Origin of the sequence: Pseudokineococcus marinus (assembly GCF_013004605.1) — a bacterium.
Classification (GTDB): Bacteria; Actinomycetota; Actinomycetes; order Actinomycetales; family Quadrisphaeraceae; genus Pseudokineococcus; species Pseudokineococcus marinus.
The window spans coordinates 1-14,467 of record NZ_JABEMA010000046.1; the positions used below are offsets into that span (position 1 = coordinate 1).

A 14,467-nucleotide genomic window follows, 5' to 3' on the forward strand; every position below is an offset into this window, starting at 1 on the left:
CCTGGCCCTCGTCGCGCTGGCGGCGGTGCTCGTGCCCCGCCTGACCGGCGACGACCCGGCGCCCACGGCGACCGTCCCCGACGTCGTCGGCAGCACGGCCGAGGCCGCGCGGGCGGCCGTCGAGCGGGCGGGCCTCGCCTACGCCGAGGAGTCGGCGCCGTCGGAGGACGTGTCGGAGGGGCGCGTCGCCGAGCAGGACCCGAGCGCCGGCGGCACGGCCCCCCGCGGCAGCACCGTCACCGTCGTCGTCTCCACCGGCCCCACGGCCGTCGCCGTCCCCGCCCTCGCCGGGCGCACGGAGGGGGAGGCGGCCTCCGACCTCGCGGCGGCGGGGCTGCGCGTCGGCGACGTCGAGCGCCGCCCCGACCCGCGCGCGCCCGAGGGCGTCGTCCTCACGAGCGACCCCTCGTCCGGGGCGAGCGCCGCGCCCGGCTCCGCGGTCGACCTCGTCGTCTCCGACGGCACCGTCGAGATCGACGACTACCGCGGGCTGCCGCAGACGGAGGCGCAGCAGGCCCTCAGCGCGCTGCAGCTGCAGTCCGACGTCCGGTTCACCGAGAGCGACGCGGCCGAGGGCACCGTCGTGGGGCAGGACCCCGGGGCCGGGCCCGTGCCGCAGGGCTCCACGGTCGTCCTCGTCGTGGCCACGCCCCCGCCGCCCACGCCGACGGCGACGCCCGAGCCGACGCCGACCGAGGCCCCCACGACGGCCGAGCCGACCGACGGGCCGACGACGCCGGAGCCCACCGAGGAGCCGACGACGCCCCAGCCCACCACGCCCGAGCCGACGACGCCCGAGCCCACGGGCACGCCGACCCCGACCGAGGGCTGACCCCGGCGGCGCCCTGCCGGCGCACGAGCGGCGCCCCGCCCTACCGGCGCACGAGCGGCGCCATGCCCTCCGAGCGGGCGGGCGCCCCCTCGTCGCCGCACACCGAGAGCCAGTTGGCGAGCAGGCGGTGGCCCCCCTGCGTCAGCACCGACTCGGGGTGGAACTGGACGCCGTAGAGCGGTGCGTCACGGTGCTCCAGCGCCATGACGACGCCGCCCGGCGTGCGGGCGGTGACGACGAGCTCGTCGGGCACCGTCGCGTCGACGACGGCCAGGGAGTGGTAGCGCGTGGCCGTGAAGGGCGCCGGCAGGCCGTCGAGGACGCCCCGGCCGCCGTGGTGCACCTCGCTCGTGCGCCCGTGCATGAGCTCCTCGGCGTGCGTGACCACGGCGCCGTGCACCTCGGCGAGCACCTGGTGGCCGAGGCAGACGCCGAGCATGGGGGTCGACGTCGCGGCGCAGGCCCGCACGAGCTCCGGGCTCGACCCGGCGTCGGCGGGCGCTCCCGGCCCGGGCGACACGAGGACGCCGTCGACCTCCTCGACCGCGGACGCGCCGACCTCGTCGTTGCGGACGACCTCGCACTCCGCGCCCAGCTGCTGCAGGTACCCGACGATGGTCCACACGAAGCTGTCGTAGTTGTCGACGACGAGGATCCTGCGCGAGGACGGGCTCATGGCGGGGCGCTCCGGGGTCCGGTGTCGGGGCCGACCCGGCCGGCCCGAGCACGGTGGCGGCGGGCGGCTAGGACGGTGGTGGGTCTGCCGGTGGTGCGGGTGCTGCCGGCACGGGTGCGGCCGTCGGTGCAGCGACCTCGACCGTCCCGCTGTTCCAGGGTACGGAGGGCGCGACCGCGGGGAACACCCACCGGAAGCAGACGGCGACGACGGCGAGCGCCAGCGCGAGCGCCAGGAGGACGCGGACGGCGGTGGGGCCCGGCAGGCGGCGCCACAGGGCGCCGTAGACGCTCACGCGGCCCCGCCGGCGAGCTCGGCCGGCGCGCCGGCGGCGCGGGGCACGAAGCGGTCGAGGGCGGCGTGCTGCACGTAGCGCTCCCGGGCCGACCCGATGGGGTGGCAGGCGGTCATGGTGAGGAGCCTCTCGACGGGGACGGCCGACGGGTCGCCGGGCACGGGCGCGACGACCTCGACCTGCGAGGGCGGCACGACCTCGGCCGTCGTGGCGCGGTACACGAACCAGCCCTCCGCCGTCTCGAGCACCACGGGGTCGCCGGGGCGCAGCTCGGCGATCTGGTGGAAGGGCCGGCCGTAGGTGTTGCGGTGCCCGGCCAGCGCCACGTTGCCCACCTCACCGGGCAGCGCCGTCCCGGGGTAGTGGCCGACGCCCGCCTGGAGGTCGTCGACGGACGTGCCCTCCACGACCGGGCGCGGGTCCCAGTCCGGTCCGAAGCGCGGCACGTGGACGAGGGCGAAGGGGGCGCCCGGGGCCGGGTCGGCGAGCGCGGGCGGGACGGCGGACGCCGCGGCGACGGGGGGCGCGGGGCGCCCGTCGGCGAGGCTGCGCCAGTCGTCGACGAGCGCCGCCGTCGTGACCGCCTGCTCGCGGTCGGCGACGACGTCGGTCCACCACAGCTGCCAGGCGGTGAAGAGCAGGACGAGGACCCCGGCGGTGACGAGCAGCTCGCCGAGGAGCGAGGCGACCACGGCCGGGACCGACGGCCGCTCCCGGGGAGCACCTCCCACCACGACCACCGCTGCCGCCACGCGCGCCCTCCCCGCCCTCCGTGATGCCCGCCGTCCGTCATCGGACGGCGACCGTGCGGGGCGCCGTCCTCGCCCGGACCATCGGCACGCCAGGTCGCCCCCTGGAGCAGGGCCGACGAGGAGCAGGGCTGACGAGGAGCAGGGACCGACGAGGAGCAGGGGACCGACGACGGGACGCCGGGTCAGGCGCTGGGCGGCACGCTCGCGTAGGACATGCGCAGCGAGCCGCCGTACGCCGGCAGCTCGAGGTCGTCCTCGGAGACGTCGTAGACGAGGCCGAGGTCGCGCGCGGCCGCCCGGTACAGCTGCACCTGCGCGGAGGACTCGAGGGCCGCGCGCAGCTCCTCGGGGTCGCCGACGGCCTCGATGCGGTACGGCGGCGGGTAGTAGCGGCCCTGGACGCGCAGGGTGCTGCCGACGCAGCGCACCGCCGTCGTGGCGATGACGCGCTGGTCCATGACGCCCATGGCCTCGGCGCCGCCCTGCCACAGGGCGTTGACCACGGCCTGCACGTCCTGGGAGTGGACGACCGTGTCCTGCAGGGCGTAGCCGGGCGCCAGGGAGGTCTCGCGGGGCGCGTCGGCGAGGACGACGACGAGGCCCTCCCCGGCCGCCGGGGCCGTCTGGCTCGCCACGGCGAGGGCGTCCGCCGCCGCGGACCCGGCTCCCGGCACCTCGTCGCCCGACAGCTCCTCCACGCCGGCGCGCAGCGCCGAGACCCGCTCCTCGAGCACGGCGACCCGGTGGGACTCGTCGGCGACGACGGCGCGCAGGTCCTCGTCCTCCTGGCGCAGGTCGGTGCCGTCGGCGGTGTCGGCGCTCGTGGCGAAGAGCAGTCCCGCGAGGCACAGCACCGCCGTCACGGCCGCGGTGCCCGCGCGCGAGCGCGCACGAGAGCCCCGGCGCCGTCCCTCCCGTGCCCGCTCCCCCACGGCCACTAGGCTACGCACCGCTCCGCCGCCCGCGCCGGGCGCCGCGGGAGGCGACCTCCGCCACCGGGCGCGGACGCGGGGGGCGAGCACGCCACCGCCCCCGACCGCAGGAGCCCCCGATGCCGGAGTCCCGAGGCCGACGACGTCGCAAGACGGCCCCCCGCACCCCCGAGGGCGCCGCCGCCCGCACCCCGGACGGCCCCGTGGGGGGCACCCGGACGGCGCGCCCCGCCGCCCCCAACCCCCGCTGGTACGTGCCGGTGATGCTCGGCCTCATGGTCCTGGGCCTGGCGTGGATCGTCGTCTGGTACGTCACCGAGAACCGCTTCCCCGTGCCCGGCATCGGCAGCTGGAACCTGGTGGCCGGCTTCGCGATCGTCCTCGTCGGCTTCCTCATGACGACCCGCTGGCGCTGATCCGCCCCGTGGACAGCGGGCTCACGGCCCGCGGTCCCAGGCCGCGGCCCTGGTGCGACCCAGGGCTGTGAGCAGCGGAACCACACGCGTGTGCTTCGTCCCCAGGAGTTCTCCACAGTGTGGAGAACCCCGCGGTCGTCCACAGGTGGCCGTCCACAGGTGTGCTCCCGAGGGTCCGGTCAGCGGGTCACGGGCGGTCGGCGGCACCCTCGACGCCGGTGGGGCCGCGGTCGTCCGTGAGGCCGACGAGACCGACGAGGCCGGGCGGGTCAGGGCGCACCAGCCGCCGGCCGTGCAGGGCCGGACGACGCGCCTCCTCGGCGGGGCACCGGCGCACGAGGGGGTCGACGCGGTCACAGCCGCCCACCTGGAGCCGCACGCGCCGGCCGTCGAGGTCGGCGGCGCGCCGCAGCAGCGACCGCGTCTCGTCGGCCGCGCCGTCGGGGAGGGGGAGGGCGCCGTCGGGGAGGGCGCCGTCGACGCCGACGGCGGGCGAGCTGGTGGCGGGCTCGAGGACCACGGTGGTGCGGGCTGCGCCGGCCACGGGCACCTCCCGTCGCGGAGGGGTCGGGCCCGGCGTCGGGACCGTCGGCGGGGACCTCGAGCGGCGGTCCTCCGGGCGTCGAGGCTCCCGGCGCCGTCGTGACCGAGCCGACGTCGACGACGAGCCGTCCCCAGGCTGGGGACAGCGCCTGTGGACAGGCGGGCGGTCAGGCGTCCCGGCGGGCGCGTCAGCCGCGGAGGAGGGTCGCGACGACGGCGAGGGCGACCCACAGGACGGCCAGGCCGGCCAGGCCGGCGGCCTGGGCGGCGGGCCGGCGGGGGGCGCGCACGAGCAGCGCGGCGGCCGCGGCGCCGGTCGCCAGGCCCCCGAGGTGGGCCTCCCAGGCGATGCCAGGGATGACGAAGGACAGCACGAGGTTGATGCCGAGGACCACGCCGATCTGACCGACCGGCACGCGCATGCGGCGCTGCACGACGAGCAGCGCGCCGAAGAGGCCGAAGACGGCCCCCGAGGCGCCGACGGCGAGGCGCGCCTGGGTGTCGAAGACCGCCCAGACCAGCTGGTAGGCGACCGAGCCGCCGAAGGCGCTCAGCAGGTACAGGCCGAGGAAGCGCCCGCGGCCGAGCAGCTGCTCCAGCGGCGGGCCGACGACGTAGAGCACGTACATGTTGAGCAGCAGGTGCAGCGGCAGCAGACCGCCCGGGGAGTGCAGGAAGGCCGAGGTGAGGTAGCGCCAGGGCTCGGCGCCCGCGGCGGGCGGCCAGAAGCCCAGGAGGTTCGTGACGACGTTCCCGCTGGCGATCTGCAGGACGTACATCGCCACGCACGCCCCGATGAGCGTGAGCGTGACGACGGGCCGGCCGCCGCGGGCCCGCCCGCCCAGGGCGGTCCGCACGGTGGGGGCCTCGCGCCGGGCCTGCGCGACGCAGTCGACGCACTGGACGCCGACCGGGGCCTCGCGCTGGCACTCCGGGCACGTCGGGCGCCCGCAGCGCTGGCAGCGGACGTAGGACTCGCGGTCGGGGTGGCGGGGGCAGACGGGCACCCCGGCGCCACCGCCGGGGCCGTGCTGGTCACCCGCGCCGGGCCGGTCCGGCTCGCCGGGCGCACCCGGCGAGCCGGGACCGGCGGTGCTCACGCGGAGCGCTCGACCTCGACGCTGCGCAGGACGACGTCCTCGCGCGGGCGGTCGCCGGCGCCGGTGGGCACCGCGCCCAGGGCGTCCACGACGGCGCGGGACTCGTCGTCGGCGACGGCGCCGAAGATCGTGTGCTTGCCCTGCAGCCAGGTGGTGGGCGCCAGGGTGATGAAGAACTGCGAGCCGTTGGTGCCCTTGCCGCCGCGGGTGCCCGCGTTGGCCATGGCGAGGACGTAGGGCTGCGTGAAGTCGAGACCCGGGTGGATCTCGTCGTCGAAGGTGTAGCCGGGGCCGCCGGTGCCGGTGCCCAGCGGGTCGCCGCCCTGGATCATGAAGCCGCTGATGATGCGGTGGAAGACGACGTCGGAGTACAGGGGCTCGGAGGACGGCTTCCCCGTGCGGGGGTCGCTCCACTCCTGCTCCCCGGTGGCCAGGCCCACGAAGTTCTTGACGGTCTTCGGGGCGCGGTCCTCGTAGAGCTCGACGCGGATGTCACCGACGGACGTGTGCAGGGTCGCGAACATGCGGCGATCCTCCCACGGGGGCTCGCGCGCGACGATCGCCGTCCCCGAGCGGCGCGCGGGCCGCGCGGAGGGCAGGATGATCCACCGACACGTCCGCCGTCCGCGGCGGCGGCCGGACAGGACCGAACCGAGCACCAGCGGCCGGCGCCAGCACGGCCCGCGCACCACCGCAGCCACCTGCCACCGCCCTCCCCGGCGGTGGCCCTGACCCGCAAGGAGGACCGCGTGCACTTCGGGACGAAGACCCGCAGCGAGAAGGCGGCCAAGCAGCTGCGCGACCAGACGGCCGCGCTCAAGGACCGCGTCGGCCCGGCGGCCGACTCCGCGCGCAAGAGCGCCACCAGCTACGCGGGCGCGGCCCGCGACTGGGCGACGCCCCACTACGAGCGCGCCCGCGACAAGAGCCTCGAGGTCACGGCGCCGCGCGTGGCCGCGGCGGCCGGCGGGCTCGTGCCGGCGGTCGACGCCGCGCACGACAAGCTCGTCGACGACCTGCTGCCCCGCATCGTCGAGTCCCTCAACGCCGCCGCCGGCGCGGCGTCGGACAAGGTCGACGAGGCCTACAAGCCCGTCAAGGGCTCGCTGAAGAAGCAGCAGAAGTCGCTGAAGAAGGTCGAGAAGAAGGCCAAGCGCAACCAGCGCAGCGGCGGGGTCGGCAAGGTCCTCCTCGTCCTCGGCGTCCTCGGCGCGGCCGGCGGCGCGGCCTACGCCGCGTGGCGCTCCTCGCAGCCCTCGCAGGACCCGTGGGCCGCCAGCACCGGTGGCTCGGCGTACTCCGGCGCCCCGGGCGGTGCGTCCTCCTCGACCAGCGGCTCGACGTCCCCGGCCGAGGCCGGCGACAAGGCCCGCTCGGCGACGGCGTCCGCCACCGCCTCGGTCAAGGAGGCGGCCGACAAGGCCGCCGACGCGGCGCAGCAGAACATCGACAAGACCCAGGCGAAGGCCGAGGAGAAGCAGGGCGGCAGCTCGTCCTGACCCCGGCTCCAGCCCGACCGACGGCCCGCTCCCGACCGGGGGCGGGCCGTCGTGCGTCCGCCCCCGGGCGGTGGCGTGCGGCCCCGTCGCACCGCTGCACCGCCCCGACCAGCAGGCGACGTGTGGCCATGTCGCCCTACCCCACCGAGCCCCGCAGGCGACGTGTGGCCATGTCGTCCCTCCGACCACCCGGGGAGGACGGCACGGTCTGCGGACGTGGAGACCGACTCGGGGCGGGAACGGTGGTGGAGGCGCGGGCGGGACGACGAGAGCCCCGGACCGCGGGGGTCCGGGGCTCTCGTGGGGCAGCCCTCGAGGGCTCGGGGTGGAGGCGAGGGGACTCGAACCCCTAACCCCCTGCTTGCAAAGCAGGTGCGCTACCAGTTGCGCCACGCCCCCGGGGGCGACCGGCGCAGGGGCGCCAGCGGTGGGCCTAAGAGGACTTGAACCTCTGGCCTCTTCCTTATCAGGGAAGCGCTCTAACCGACTGAGCTATAGGCCCGGGACGCCGCGGCGCCACCACCCGGGAGTGGTCGCGCCGTGCAGCCGGGAGGTTACCCCAGCACCAGGGTGAGGCGCGAACGGCGGGCGCCCCACCCCGCCGCCGTCCCCGGGGTGGCCGGACCGGGGTGCCCCGGCCGGCCCACCTCGGTGAGTTGACGTCAGTCGTCGGTCAGCGTGACGCGGAGCCCGCCGACGAGGGCGGAGGCGACGTTGTAGACGACCGCGCCCAGGGTGGCGAGCGCCGTGAGGAGCACGACGTCGACGACGGCCAGCACGGTGGCGGCCGAGACGACCTGCGAGAAGCCCACGTACGTCGTGACGTCGACGCCGCCCGTCCCCGTGAAGTCGCTGATGACGTTGTTGACGCTGTCGTAGACGCCGACCGCGTCGAGCACCGTCCACAGGGCCGCCGCGGCCACGACGACGGCGATGCCGATGACCACCGACAGGAGGAAGGAGAGCTTGAGCACCGACCACGGGTCGATGCGCGAGACGCTCAGCCGCACCCGCCGCTGGGTGCTGCCCGCGGGGGCGCCAGCGCGGCGCCCCTCCGCCGTCGTGGCGCCCGCGCCGCCCGCCGGGCGCTGCTGGCCCGTGCGGGCCTCGCCCGGCATGCGCTGCTCGCCGCCGTCGGCGCTGCGCTCCGCGGACGTCGCGCGAGCACCCCCGGCGGTCGACTGCTGGGTCCGCGCCTCGCTCGCGCTCACGCGCCACTCCCTCGGTCGTCGTCCGCCCCGTCGTCCCCGGCGTCGTCGTCCACGTCGCCCTCGGCGTCGTCGTCGGTCCCACCGCCGGGGCCTGCCTCGACGGCGGACGCTACGCCATCACCACCGGCCGCACCGGCGTCCCCGCGCGCGGCGCCCCCGGTGTCGCCGACCTGTGACCCTCCCGTGGAGGTGCCGTCGGACGGCGCGACGCCCTCGGCGTCGGCCGCCGCGACCTCGTCCTCGATGACCCGCTCGGCGTTGCGGGCGACGGCGATGATGGCGTCGCCGTCGTCCGGCGTCGCGAAGCGGACGCCCGTCGTGTCGCGCCCGGTCGGACGCACCTCGTCGACCCGGCTGCGCACGATGCGCCCGCGGCCCATGACGACGAGCACCTCGTCGCCGTCCTCGACGAGCAGCGCCCCCACGAGGTCGCCGCCGCGCTCGGCCAGCCGTGCCACCTTGATGCCGTAGCCGCCGCGGCCCTGGACCCGGTAGGCGTCCACGGGGGTCCGCTTGGCCGTGCCGTTCTCGACGACGACGAAGACCTCGCGCCGGCTGCCCTCGGGCACGACGCCGAGCGCGAGCAGGTCGTCGTCCTCCCGGAAGCGCATGCCCGTGACGCCGGACGTCGCCCGGCCCATCGGCCGCAGCGCCTCGTCGGTCGCCGTGAAGCGCAGCGACTGCCCCTTGCGGGACACGAGGAGCAGGTCGTCGGTCGCCTCGACCAGGACGGCCGAGACGAGCTCGTCCCCGCCGACCGCGACCGCCGCCGCCGGCTCGCCGTCGGCCTCGGCGTCGCCGTCGGCCGCGACGCCCAGCTCCGCCGTCTGGGCCCCGCGGAGGTTGATCGCGATGAGGCCGCCGGCGCGCGGGGAGTCGTAGTCGGACAGGCGGCTCTTCTTCACGAGGCCCCGCCGCGTGGCCAGCACGAGGTAGGGGGCCTGCTCGTAGTCGCGGATGTCGAGCACCTGGGCGATCTGCTCGCCCGGCGCGAAGGCCAGGAGGTTGGCCACGTGCTGGCCCCGCCCGTCCCGCGAGCCCTCGGGGAGCTCGTGCGCCTTCGCCCGGTACACGCGCCCGAGGTTCGTGAAGAAGAGGAGCCAGTGGTGCGTCGTCGTCGTGAAGAAGTGCTCGACGACGTCGTCGCCCCGCAGCGCCGTCCCGCGCACGCCCTTGCCGCCGCGCCGCTGCGAGCGGTAGGCGTCGGTGCGCGTGCGCTTGGCGTACCCGCCGCGCGTGATCGTGACGACGACCTCCTCCTCGGGGATGAGGTCCTCGGCCGACATGTCCCCGTCGAAGGGGATGATCTCGGTGCGCCGGTCGTCGCCGTACTTCTCGATGATCTCCGCGAGCTCGGCCGAGACGATGTCGCGCTGGCGCTGCGGGCTCTCGAGGATCGCCCGGAACTCGGCGATCTGGAGCTCCAGCGCGGCGAGGTCGTCGACGATCCGCTGCCGCTCCAGGGCCGCGAGGCGCCGCAGCTGCATGTCGAGGATGGCGCGGGCCTGCAGCTCGTCGATGTCGAGCAGCTCGATGAGCCCGTCGCGCGCCACCTCGACCGTCGCCGCCGCCCGGATGAGGGCGATGACCTCGTCGAGCGCGTCGAGCGCCTTGACGAGCCCGCGCAGGATGTGGGCCCGCTCCTCGGCCTGCCGCAGCCGGTAGCGCGTGCGCCGGACGATGACCTCGATCTGGTGGTCCACCCAGTGCCGCACGAACCCGTCGAGCGACAGCGTGCGCGGCACGCCGTCGACGAGCGCCAGCATGTTGGCGCCGAAGCTCTGCTGCAGCGCCGTGTGCTTGTAGAGGTTGTTGAGGACGACCTTCGCGACGGCGTCGCGCTTGAGCACGATGACGAGCCGCTGGCCGGTGCGGCCCGACGTCTCGTCGCGGATGTCGGCGATGCCGGCCATCCGCCCGTCCCGGACGAGCTCGGCGATCTTCTGCGCCAGGTCGTCGGGGTTGACCTGGTAGGGGAGCGCCTTGACGACGAGGCACGTGCGACCGGCGATCTCCTCGACCTCGACGACCGCCCGCATCGTGATGGACCCGCGCCCGGTGCGGTACGCGTCCTCGATGCCCCGGCGCCCCGTGATGAGCGCGCCCGTCGGGAAGTCGGGGCCCTTGATGCGCTCGAGGAGCGCCTCGAGCAGCTCCTCGCGGCTGGCCGTCGGGTTCTCGAGGAACCACTGCACGCCCGCCCCGACCTCGCGGAGGTTGTGCGGCGGGATGTTCGTCGCCATGCCGACGGCGATGCCGGCGCTGCCGTTGACGAGCAGGTTGGGGAACCGGCTCGGCAGGATCACCGGCTCCTCGGTGCGCCCGTCGTAGTTCGGGCCCATGTCGACCGTGTCCTGGTCGATGTCGCGGACCATCTCCATGGCCAGCGGCGCCAGGCGGCACTCCGTGTACCGCATGGCCGCGGCCGGGTCGTTGCCGGGCGACCCGAAGTTCCCCTGCCCCTGCACGAGCGGGTACCGCAGCGTCCAGTCCTGCGCCAGCCGCACGAGGGTGTCGTAGATCGAGCTGTCGCCGTGGGGGTGGTACTGCCCCATGACGTCGCCGACCACGCGGCTGCACTTGTTGAACCCGCGGTCGGGCCGGTAGCCGCCGTCGTACATGGCGTAGAGCACCCGCCGGTGCACGGGCTTCAGCCCGTCCCGCACCTCGGGCAGCGCGCGCCCGACGATCACGCTCATCGCGTAGTCGAGGTAGCTGCGCTGCATCTCGAGCTGCAGGTCGACCGGCTCGATGCGGTCGGTCTCCGGGCCCGGGGGCGTCGTCTCGCTCACGTCAGTCCTTCGTCGAGGAGGCGGTGCACGTGCTGGGGCACCGTCGGGGTCTGTGCTGCTGCGGAGGTCGCCGTCGCCGCGGCCGTGTCCCTCGTGGTCGGGTGCGTGAGACCCATCTCGGCGAGCCGGCCGCTCCGGCTCCCGCCCGCCGACGACGTCCGCGCCCGGACACCGGACCGCAGCACCGGAGCCACGAGGGAGGTCGCCTGCGGCCGGGCGACGTGCACGAGCGCCGGGGGGCGGACCCGCCGGGGGCACGTCAGGCGAGCATCCGTGCTGGGCAGCAGCCCAGCGCGGGTGCGTAGCCAGTGCCCTCGGCGGGTCCGGCGCCCGGCGCCCCCAGCCGAGAGGCACCCGGCCCCGAGCAGACGTTCCACGTGGACCAGCACCGCTCAGATGTCCAGGAAGCGGACGTCCTTGGCGTTGCGCTGGATGAAGGAGCGGCGCGACTCGACGTCCTCCCCCATGAGGATGCTGAAGATCTCGTCCGCGCCCGCGGCCTCGCCGATGGTGACCTGGCGGAGGGTGCGGGTGTCGGGGTCCATCGTCGTGTCCCAGAGCTCGGAGTAGTCCATCTCGCCGAGGCCCTTGTAGCGCTGGACGCCGTTGTCCTTGGGGAGGCGGCGGCCGGCGGCGGTGCCCTCCTTGATCATGGCGTCGCGCTCGCGGTCGGAGTAGACGTACTGGTGCTCGCCCTGGGTCCACTTGAGCCGGTAGAGCGGGGGCTGGGCGAGGTAGACGTGGCCGCCCTCGATGAGGGGCCGCATGTAGCGGAAGAGGAGGGTCAGCAGGAGGGTCGCGATGTGCTGGCCGTCGACGTCGGCGTCGGCCATGAGGACGACCTTGTGGTAGCGGAGCTTGGCGATGTCGAAGTCCTCGCCGATGCCGGTGCCGAAGGCCGTGATGAGGGCCTGGACCTCCTTGTTGCCGAGGGCGCGGTCGAGGCGGGCCTTCTCGACGTTGAGGATCTTGCCGCGGATGGGGAGGATCGCCTGGGTCTCCGGGTTGCGGCCGCGGACGGCGGAGCCGCCGGCGGAGTCGCCCTCGACGACGAAGATCTCCGAGCGGGCCGGGTCCTTGGACTGGCAGTCGCGGAGCTTGCCGGGCATGCCGCCGGACTCGAGGAGGCCCTTGCGGCGGGTCGCCTCGCGGGCCTTGCGGGCGGCCATGCGGGCGGCGGAGGCCTGGATGGACTTGCGGATGACCTCGCGGGCGGGGCCGGGGTTGCGCTCGAGCCAGTCGCCGAGCTCGGTGTTGACGACCTGCTGGACGAAGGTGCGGGCGATCGTGTTGCCGAGCTTCGTCTTGGTCTGGCCCTCGAACTGCGGCTCGCCGAGCTTGACGGAGATGACGGCGGTGAGGCCCTCGCGGATGTCGTCGCCCGTGAGGTTGTCGTCCTTCTCGCGCAGCAGGTTCTTCGTGCGCGCGTAGCGGTTGACGAGCGAGGTCAGCGCGGAGCGGAAGCCCTCCTCGTGGGTGCCGCCCTCGTGGGTGTTGATGGTGTTGGCGTAGGTGTGGACGCTCTCGGAGTAGGCGCCCGTCCACTGCATGGCGATCTCGACGTCGATCTGGCGCTCGGCGTCCTCGCTCTCGAAGGAGATGACCTCGTCGTGGACGACGTCGACCTTCTTCGAGGCGTTGAGGTGGGTGACGTAGTCGACGAGGCCGCCGTCGTAGCGGTAGGTGACGCCGCGGCGGGCGCCGTCGTCGGCGACGTCGGTGCCCTCGGCGCCGCTGGGCGCGTCGGGGCCGGTCTCGCCGGCCTCCTCGCCCTCGTCGGCGCCCCCGCCGTCGCCCCGCCCGTCGCGCTGGTCGGCGAGGCTGATGGTCAGGCCCTTGTTGAGGAAGGCCATCTGCTGGAAGCGGCCGCGCAGCGTCTCGTAGTCGAAGACGGTGGTCTCGAAGACCTCGTCGCTCGGCCAGAAGACGACGGTCGTGCCGGTCTCGTCGGTCTCCTCGCCGCGCTCGAGGGGCGCCTGGGGGACGCCGAGGCGGTAGCTCTGGCGCCAGACGTGGCCCTGGCGGCGGACGGCGACGTCGAGGCGCTCGGAGAGGGCGTTGACGACGGAGACGCCGACGCCGTGCAGGCCGCCGGAGACGGCGTACCCGCCGCCGCCGAACTTGCCGCCGGCGTGGAGCACGGTGAGGACGACCTCGACGGCCGAGCGGCCCTCGGTGGCGTGGACGTCGACGGGGATGCCGCGGCCGTCGTCGGTGACCGAGACGCCGCCGTCGGCGCGCAGGACGACCTCGATGTGGGAGCAGTAGCCGGCGAGCGCCTCGTCGACGGCGTTGTCGACGACCTCGTAGACGAGGTGGTGCAGGCCGCGCTCGCCGGTGGAGCCGATGTACATGCCGGGGCGCTTGCGGACGGCCTCGAGGCCCTCGAGGACGGTGATGGCGTCGGCGCCGTAGCTGCCCTCCTTCACCTGCGAGGCGAGGGAGGCGGCCTCCTCGGGACGGGTGGTGGGGTCGAGGCCGTCGCCGTCCTGGCTGACGGGGGCGACGTGCTCGGCGGCGGCGACGTCGTCGCGCTCGAGCCGCTCGCGGTCCTGGACGCCCGCGTCCGGGCCGGTGGCGGCGCCCTCGTGGGCGGGGGTGCCGTGCGGGGCGGGAGCGCCCGGGGCCGACGGCGCGGCCGTGGGGTCGGTCTCCCAGGTGGGGTCGGGCGCGCCCTCAGGTCCGGTGCTCGTCACGAGGCGGGGGTCCCTCCGCGGAGTGCTGCGCAGGCGCCGGCGCGCGCGTGCGCGAGAGCCCTGCTGATCACGGCGAGTCTACCCCGCGGACGGCCGCCGTCCGGGACGCCGGACCGCCGGACGGGCCCTCAGCGCCGCGCTGAGCGGGTCGGGGGCCGGTCTGGACGGGGGGTACGGGGCCGGGCGGTGCGCCCGTTGGAGCGCCGGAGCGCGGGGACCGGCTCCCGTGTCGGCGGTCGGGGCGGTGCGGGGCGGCGGTCTCAGCCGTAGGTGTCGCGCGGTCCTCGGCCGCCGGGCGCCCGGCGGGGCCCGCGCCGCCACGAGGGGGCGCCGGGGCCGCGGACCTGCAGCTTGACGACGACGCCGGCGCCGAGCTCCTCGTCGAGGCGGCGGGCGATCACCGGCTCGAGCAGCCGCAGCTGGGTCGCCCACGCCGTCGAGTCGGCGCGGACGACGAGGACGCCGTCCGCGAAGCGCTCGGGCGTCGCGTGGGCCGCCACCTCGGGGCCGACGACCTGCTCCCACCGGCCGACGACGCCGCCGACGGCGACGGGCGCCGACCAGCCCAGCTCGCCGACGAGCCGGTCGACGCTGCGGCCCACCGTCTGGGGGTCGCGGTCGTCCGGCCCGGCGCCCGACATCGCCGTGCCGCGGCGGCGGCGCTCCTCGCGGCGGCGCTGGTCCGAGCTCTTCCCGCCGCTGCCCGGGGCCCCCGGCAGGACG

At 75.8% G+C, this 14,467-nt stretch carries 14 protein-coding genes and 2 tRNA genes; 3 read left to right on the plus strand and 13 right to left on the minus strand.

The features are described from left to right. On the plus strand, positions 1-832 hold an 832-nt coding region (locus HLB09_RS05190), incomplete at its 5' end, for a PASTA domain-containing protein (protein ID WP_171202345.1). A gap of 40 nt (positions 833-872) precedes the next feature. Here the strand turns inward: HLB09_RS05190 and HLB09_RS05195 are convergent. The 4 genes from HLB09_RS05195 to HLB09_RS05210 all read right to left on the minus strand — a co-directional run bounded on the left by HLB09_RS05195 (position 873) and on the right by HLB09_RS05210 (position 3,487). Continuing rightward, positions 873-1,508: an aminodeoxychorismate/anthranilate synthase component II gene (locus tag HLB09_RS05195; protein WP_171202346.1), complete on the minus strand. Its 636-nt coding sequence runs from the start codon at positions 1,506-1,508 to the stop codon at positions 873-875. A gap of 67 nt (positions 1,509-1,575) precedes the next feature. Then, a complete protein-coding gene (locus tag HLB09_RS05200) occupies positions 1,576-1,803 on the minus strand; it encodes a hypothetical protein (RefSeq protein ID WP_171202347.1) in 228 nt (75 codons plus the stop codon). Beyond that, the gene (locus HLB09_RS05205) at positions 1,800-2,555 is read right to left on the minus strand and encodes a class E sortase (RefSeq protein ID WP_322790039.1); all 756 of its coding nucleotides are present in this window, start codon (positions 2,553-2,555) and stop codon (positions 1,800-1,802) included. Before HLB09_RS05205 ends, HLB09_RS05200 begins: the two co-directional genes overlap by 4 nt. A gap of 182 nt (positions 2,556-2,737) precedes the next feature. After that, positions 2,738-3,487, minus strand: a complete 750-nt coding sequence (locus HLB09_RS05210) for a DUF881 domain-containing protein (RefSeq protein ID WP_171202348.1) — start codon at positions 3,485-3,487, stop codon at positions 2,738-2,740. A gap of 119 nt (positions 3,488-3,606) precedes the next feature. Here HLB09_RS05210 and HLB09_RS05215 point away from each other — a divergent pair, with 119 nt between their 5' ends. Next, positions 3,607-3,903 (plus strand): cell division protein CrgA, encoded by a 297-nt coding sequence (locus tag HLB09_RS05215; protein WP_171202349.1) that lies wholly within the window; start codon positions 3,607-3,609, stop codon positions 3,901-3,903. A gap of 187 nt (positions 3,904-4,090) precedes the next feature. Here HLB09_RS05215 and HLB09_RS05220 read toward each other — a convergent pair whose 3' ends face one another. From HLB09_RS05220 to HLB09_RS05230, 3 genes are all read right to left on the minus strand, one after another. Further along, positions 4,091-4,447 (minus strand): hypothetical protein, encoded by a 357-nt coding sequence (locus HLB09_RS05220; RefSeq protein ID WP_171202350.1) that lies wholly within the window; start codon positions 4,445-4,447, stop codon positions 4,091-4,093. 187 nt (positions 4,448-4,634) lie between these two features. Beyond that, positions 4,635-5,546, minus strand: coding sequence for a rhomboid family intramembrane serine protease (locus tag HLB09_RS19790; protein ID WP_171202351.1), 912 nt, complete (start codon positions 5,544-5,546; stop codon positions 4,635-4,637). Then, positions 5,543-6,070 carry a peptidylprolyl isomerase gene (locus HLB09_RS05230; protein ID WP_171202352.1) on the minus strand — a complete coding sequence of 176 codons (528 nt, stop codon included), beginning with the start codon at positions 6,068-6,070 and terminating at the stop codon, positions 5,543-5,545. The genes HLB09_RS19790 and HLB09_RS05230 overlap by 4 nt, the downstream gene beginning before the upstream one ends. Before the next feature lie 225 nt (positions 6,071-6,295). Here HLB09_RS05230 and HLB09_RS05235 point away from each other — a divergent pair, with 225 nt between their 5' ends. Continuing rightward, the gene (locus HLB09_RS05235) at positions 6,296-7,045 is read left to right on the plus strand and encodes a hypothetical protein (RefSeq protein ID WP_171202353.1); all 750 of its coding nucleotides are present in this window, start codon (positions 6,296-6,298) and stop codon (positions 7,043-7,045) included. A gap of 326 nt (positions 7,046-7,371) precedes the next feature. Here the strand turns inward: HLB09_RS05235 and HLB09_RS05240 are convergent. The 6 genes from HLB09_RS05240 to HLB09_RS05265 all read right to left on the minus strand — a co-directional run. After that, a tRNA-Ala gene (locus tag HLB09_RS05240) sits at positions 7,372-7,444 on the minus strand. Between the two features lie 29 nt (positions 7,445-7,473). Beyond that, positions 7,474-7,547, minus strand: a tRNA-Ile gene (locus tag HLB09_RS05245). A 160-nt stretch (positions 7,548-7,707) separates the two neighbouring features. After that, a complete protein-coding gene (locus HLB09_RS05250) occupies positions 7,708-8,256 on the minus strand; it encodes a DUF3566 domain-containing protein (protein WP_322790040.1) in 549 nt (182 codons plus the stop codon). After that, positions 8,253-10,982, minus strand: a complete 2,730-nt coding sequence (gene gyrA, locus HLB09_RS05255) for a DNA gyrase subunit A (RefSeq protein ID WP_171202357.1) — start codon at positions 10,980-10,982, stop codon at positions 8,253-8,255. The genes HLB09_RS05250 and gyrA overlap by 4 nt, the downstream gene beginning before the upstream one ends. A gap of 458 nt (positions 10,983-11,440) precedes the next feature. Then, on the minus strand, positions 11,441-13,477 hold the full coding sequence (gyrB, locus tag HLB09_RS05260; protein ID WP_171202358.1) for a DNA topoisomerase (ATP-hydrolyzing) subunit B: 2,037 nt from the start codon (positions 13,475-13,477) through the stop codon (positions 11,441-11,443). Positions 13,478-14,004: 527 nt separating this feature from the next. Next, the coding region (locus HLB09_RS05265) for a DUF721 domain-containing protein (RefSeq protein WP_171202354.1) at positions 14,005-14,467 on the minus strand (463 nt) is incomplete at its 5' end.

What these genes read in the sequence shown, in the direction of transcription:
- HLB09_RS05195 (WP_171202346.1), bottom strand. Translation starts at nt 1,508, where the DNA reads ATGAGCCCGTCCTCGCGCAGGATCCTCGTCGTCGACAACTACGACAGC.
- HLB09_RS05230 (WP_171202352.1), bottom strand. Translation starts at nt 6,070, where the DNA reads ATGTTCGCGACCCTGCACACGTCCGTCGGTGACATCCGCGTCGAGCTC.
- gyrA (WP_171202357.1), bottom strand. Translation starts at nt 10,982, where the DNA reads ATGCAGCGCAGCTACCTCGACTACGCGATGAGCGTGATCGTCGGGCGC.
- HLB09_RS05215 (WP_171202349.1), top strand. Translation starts at nt 3,607, where the DNA reads ATGCCGGAGTCCCGAGGCCGACGACGTCGCAAGACGGCCCCCCGCACC.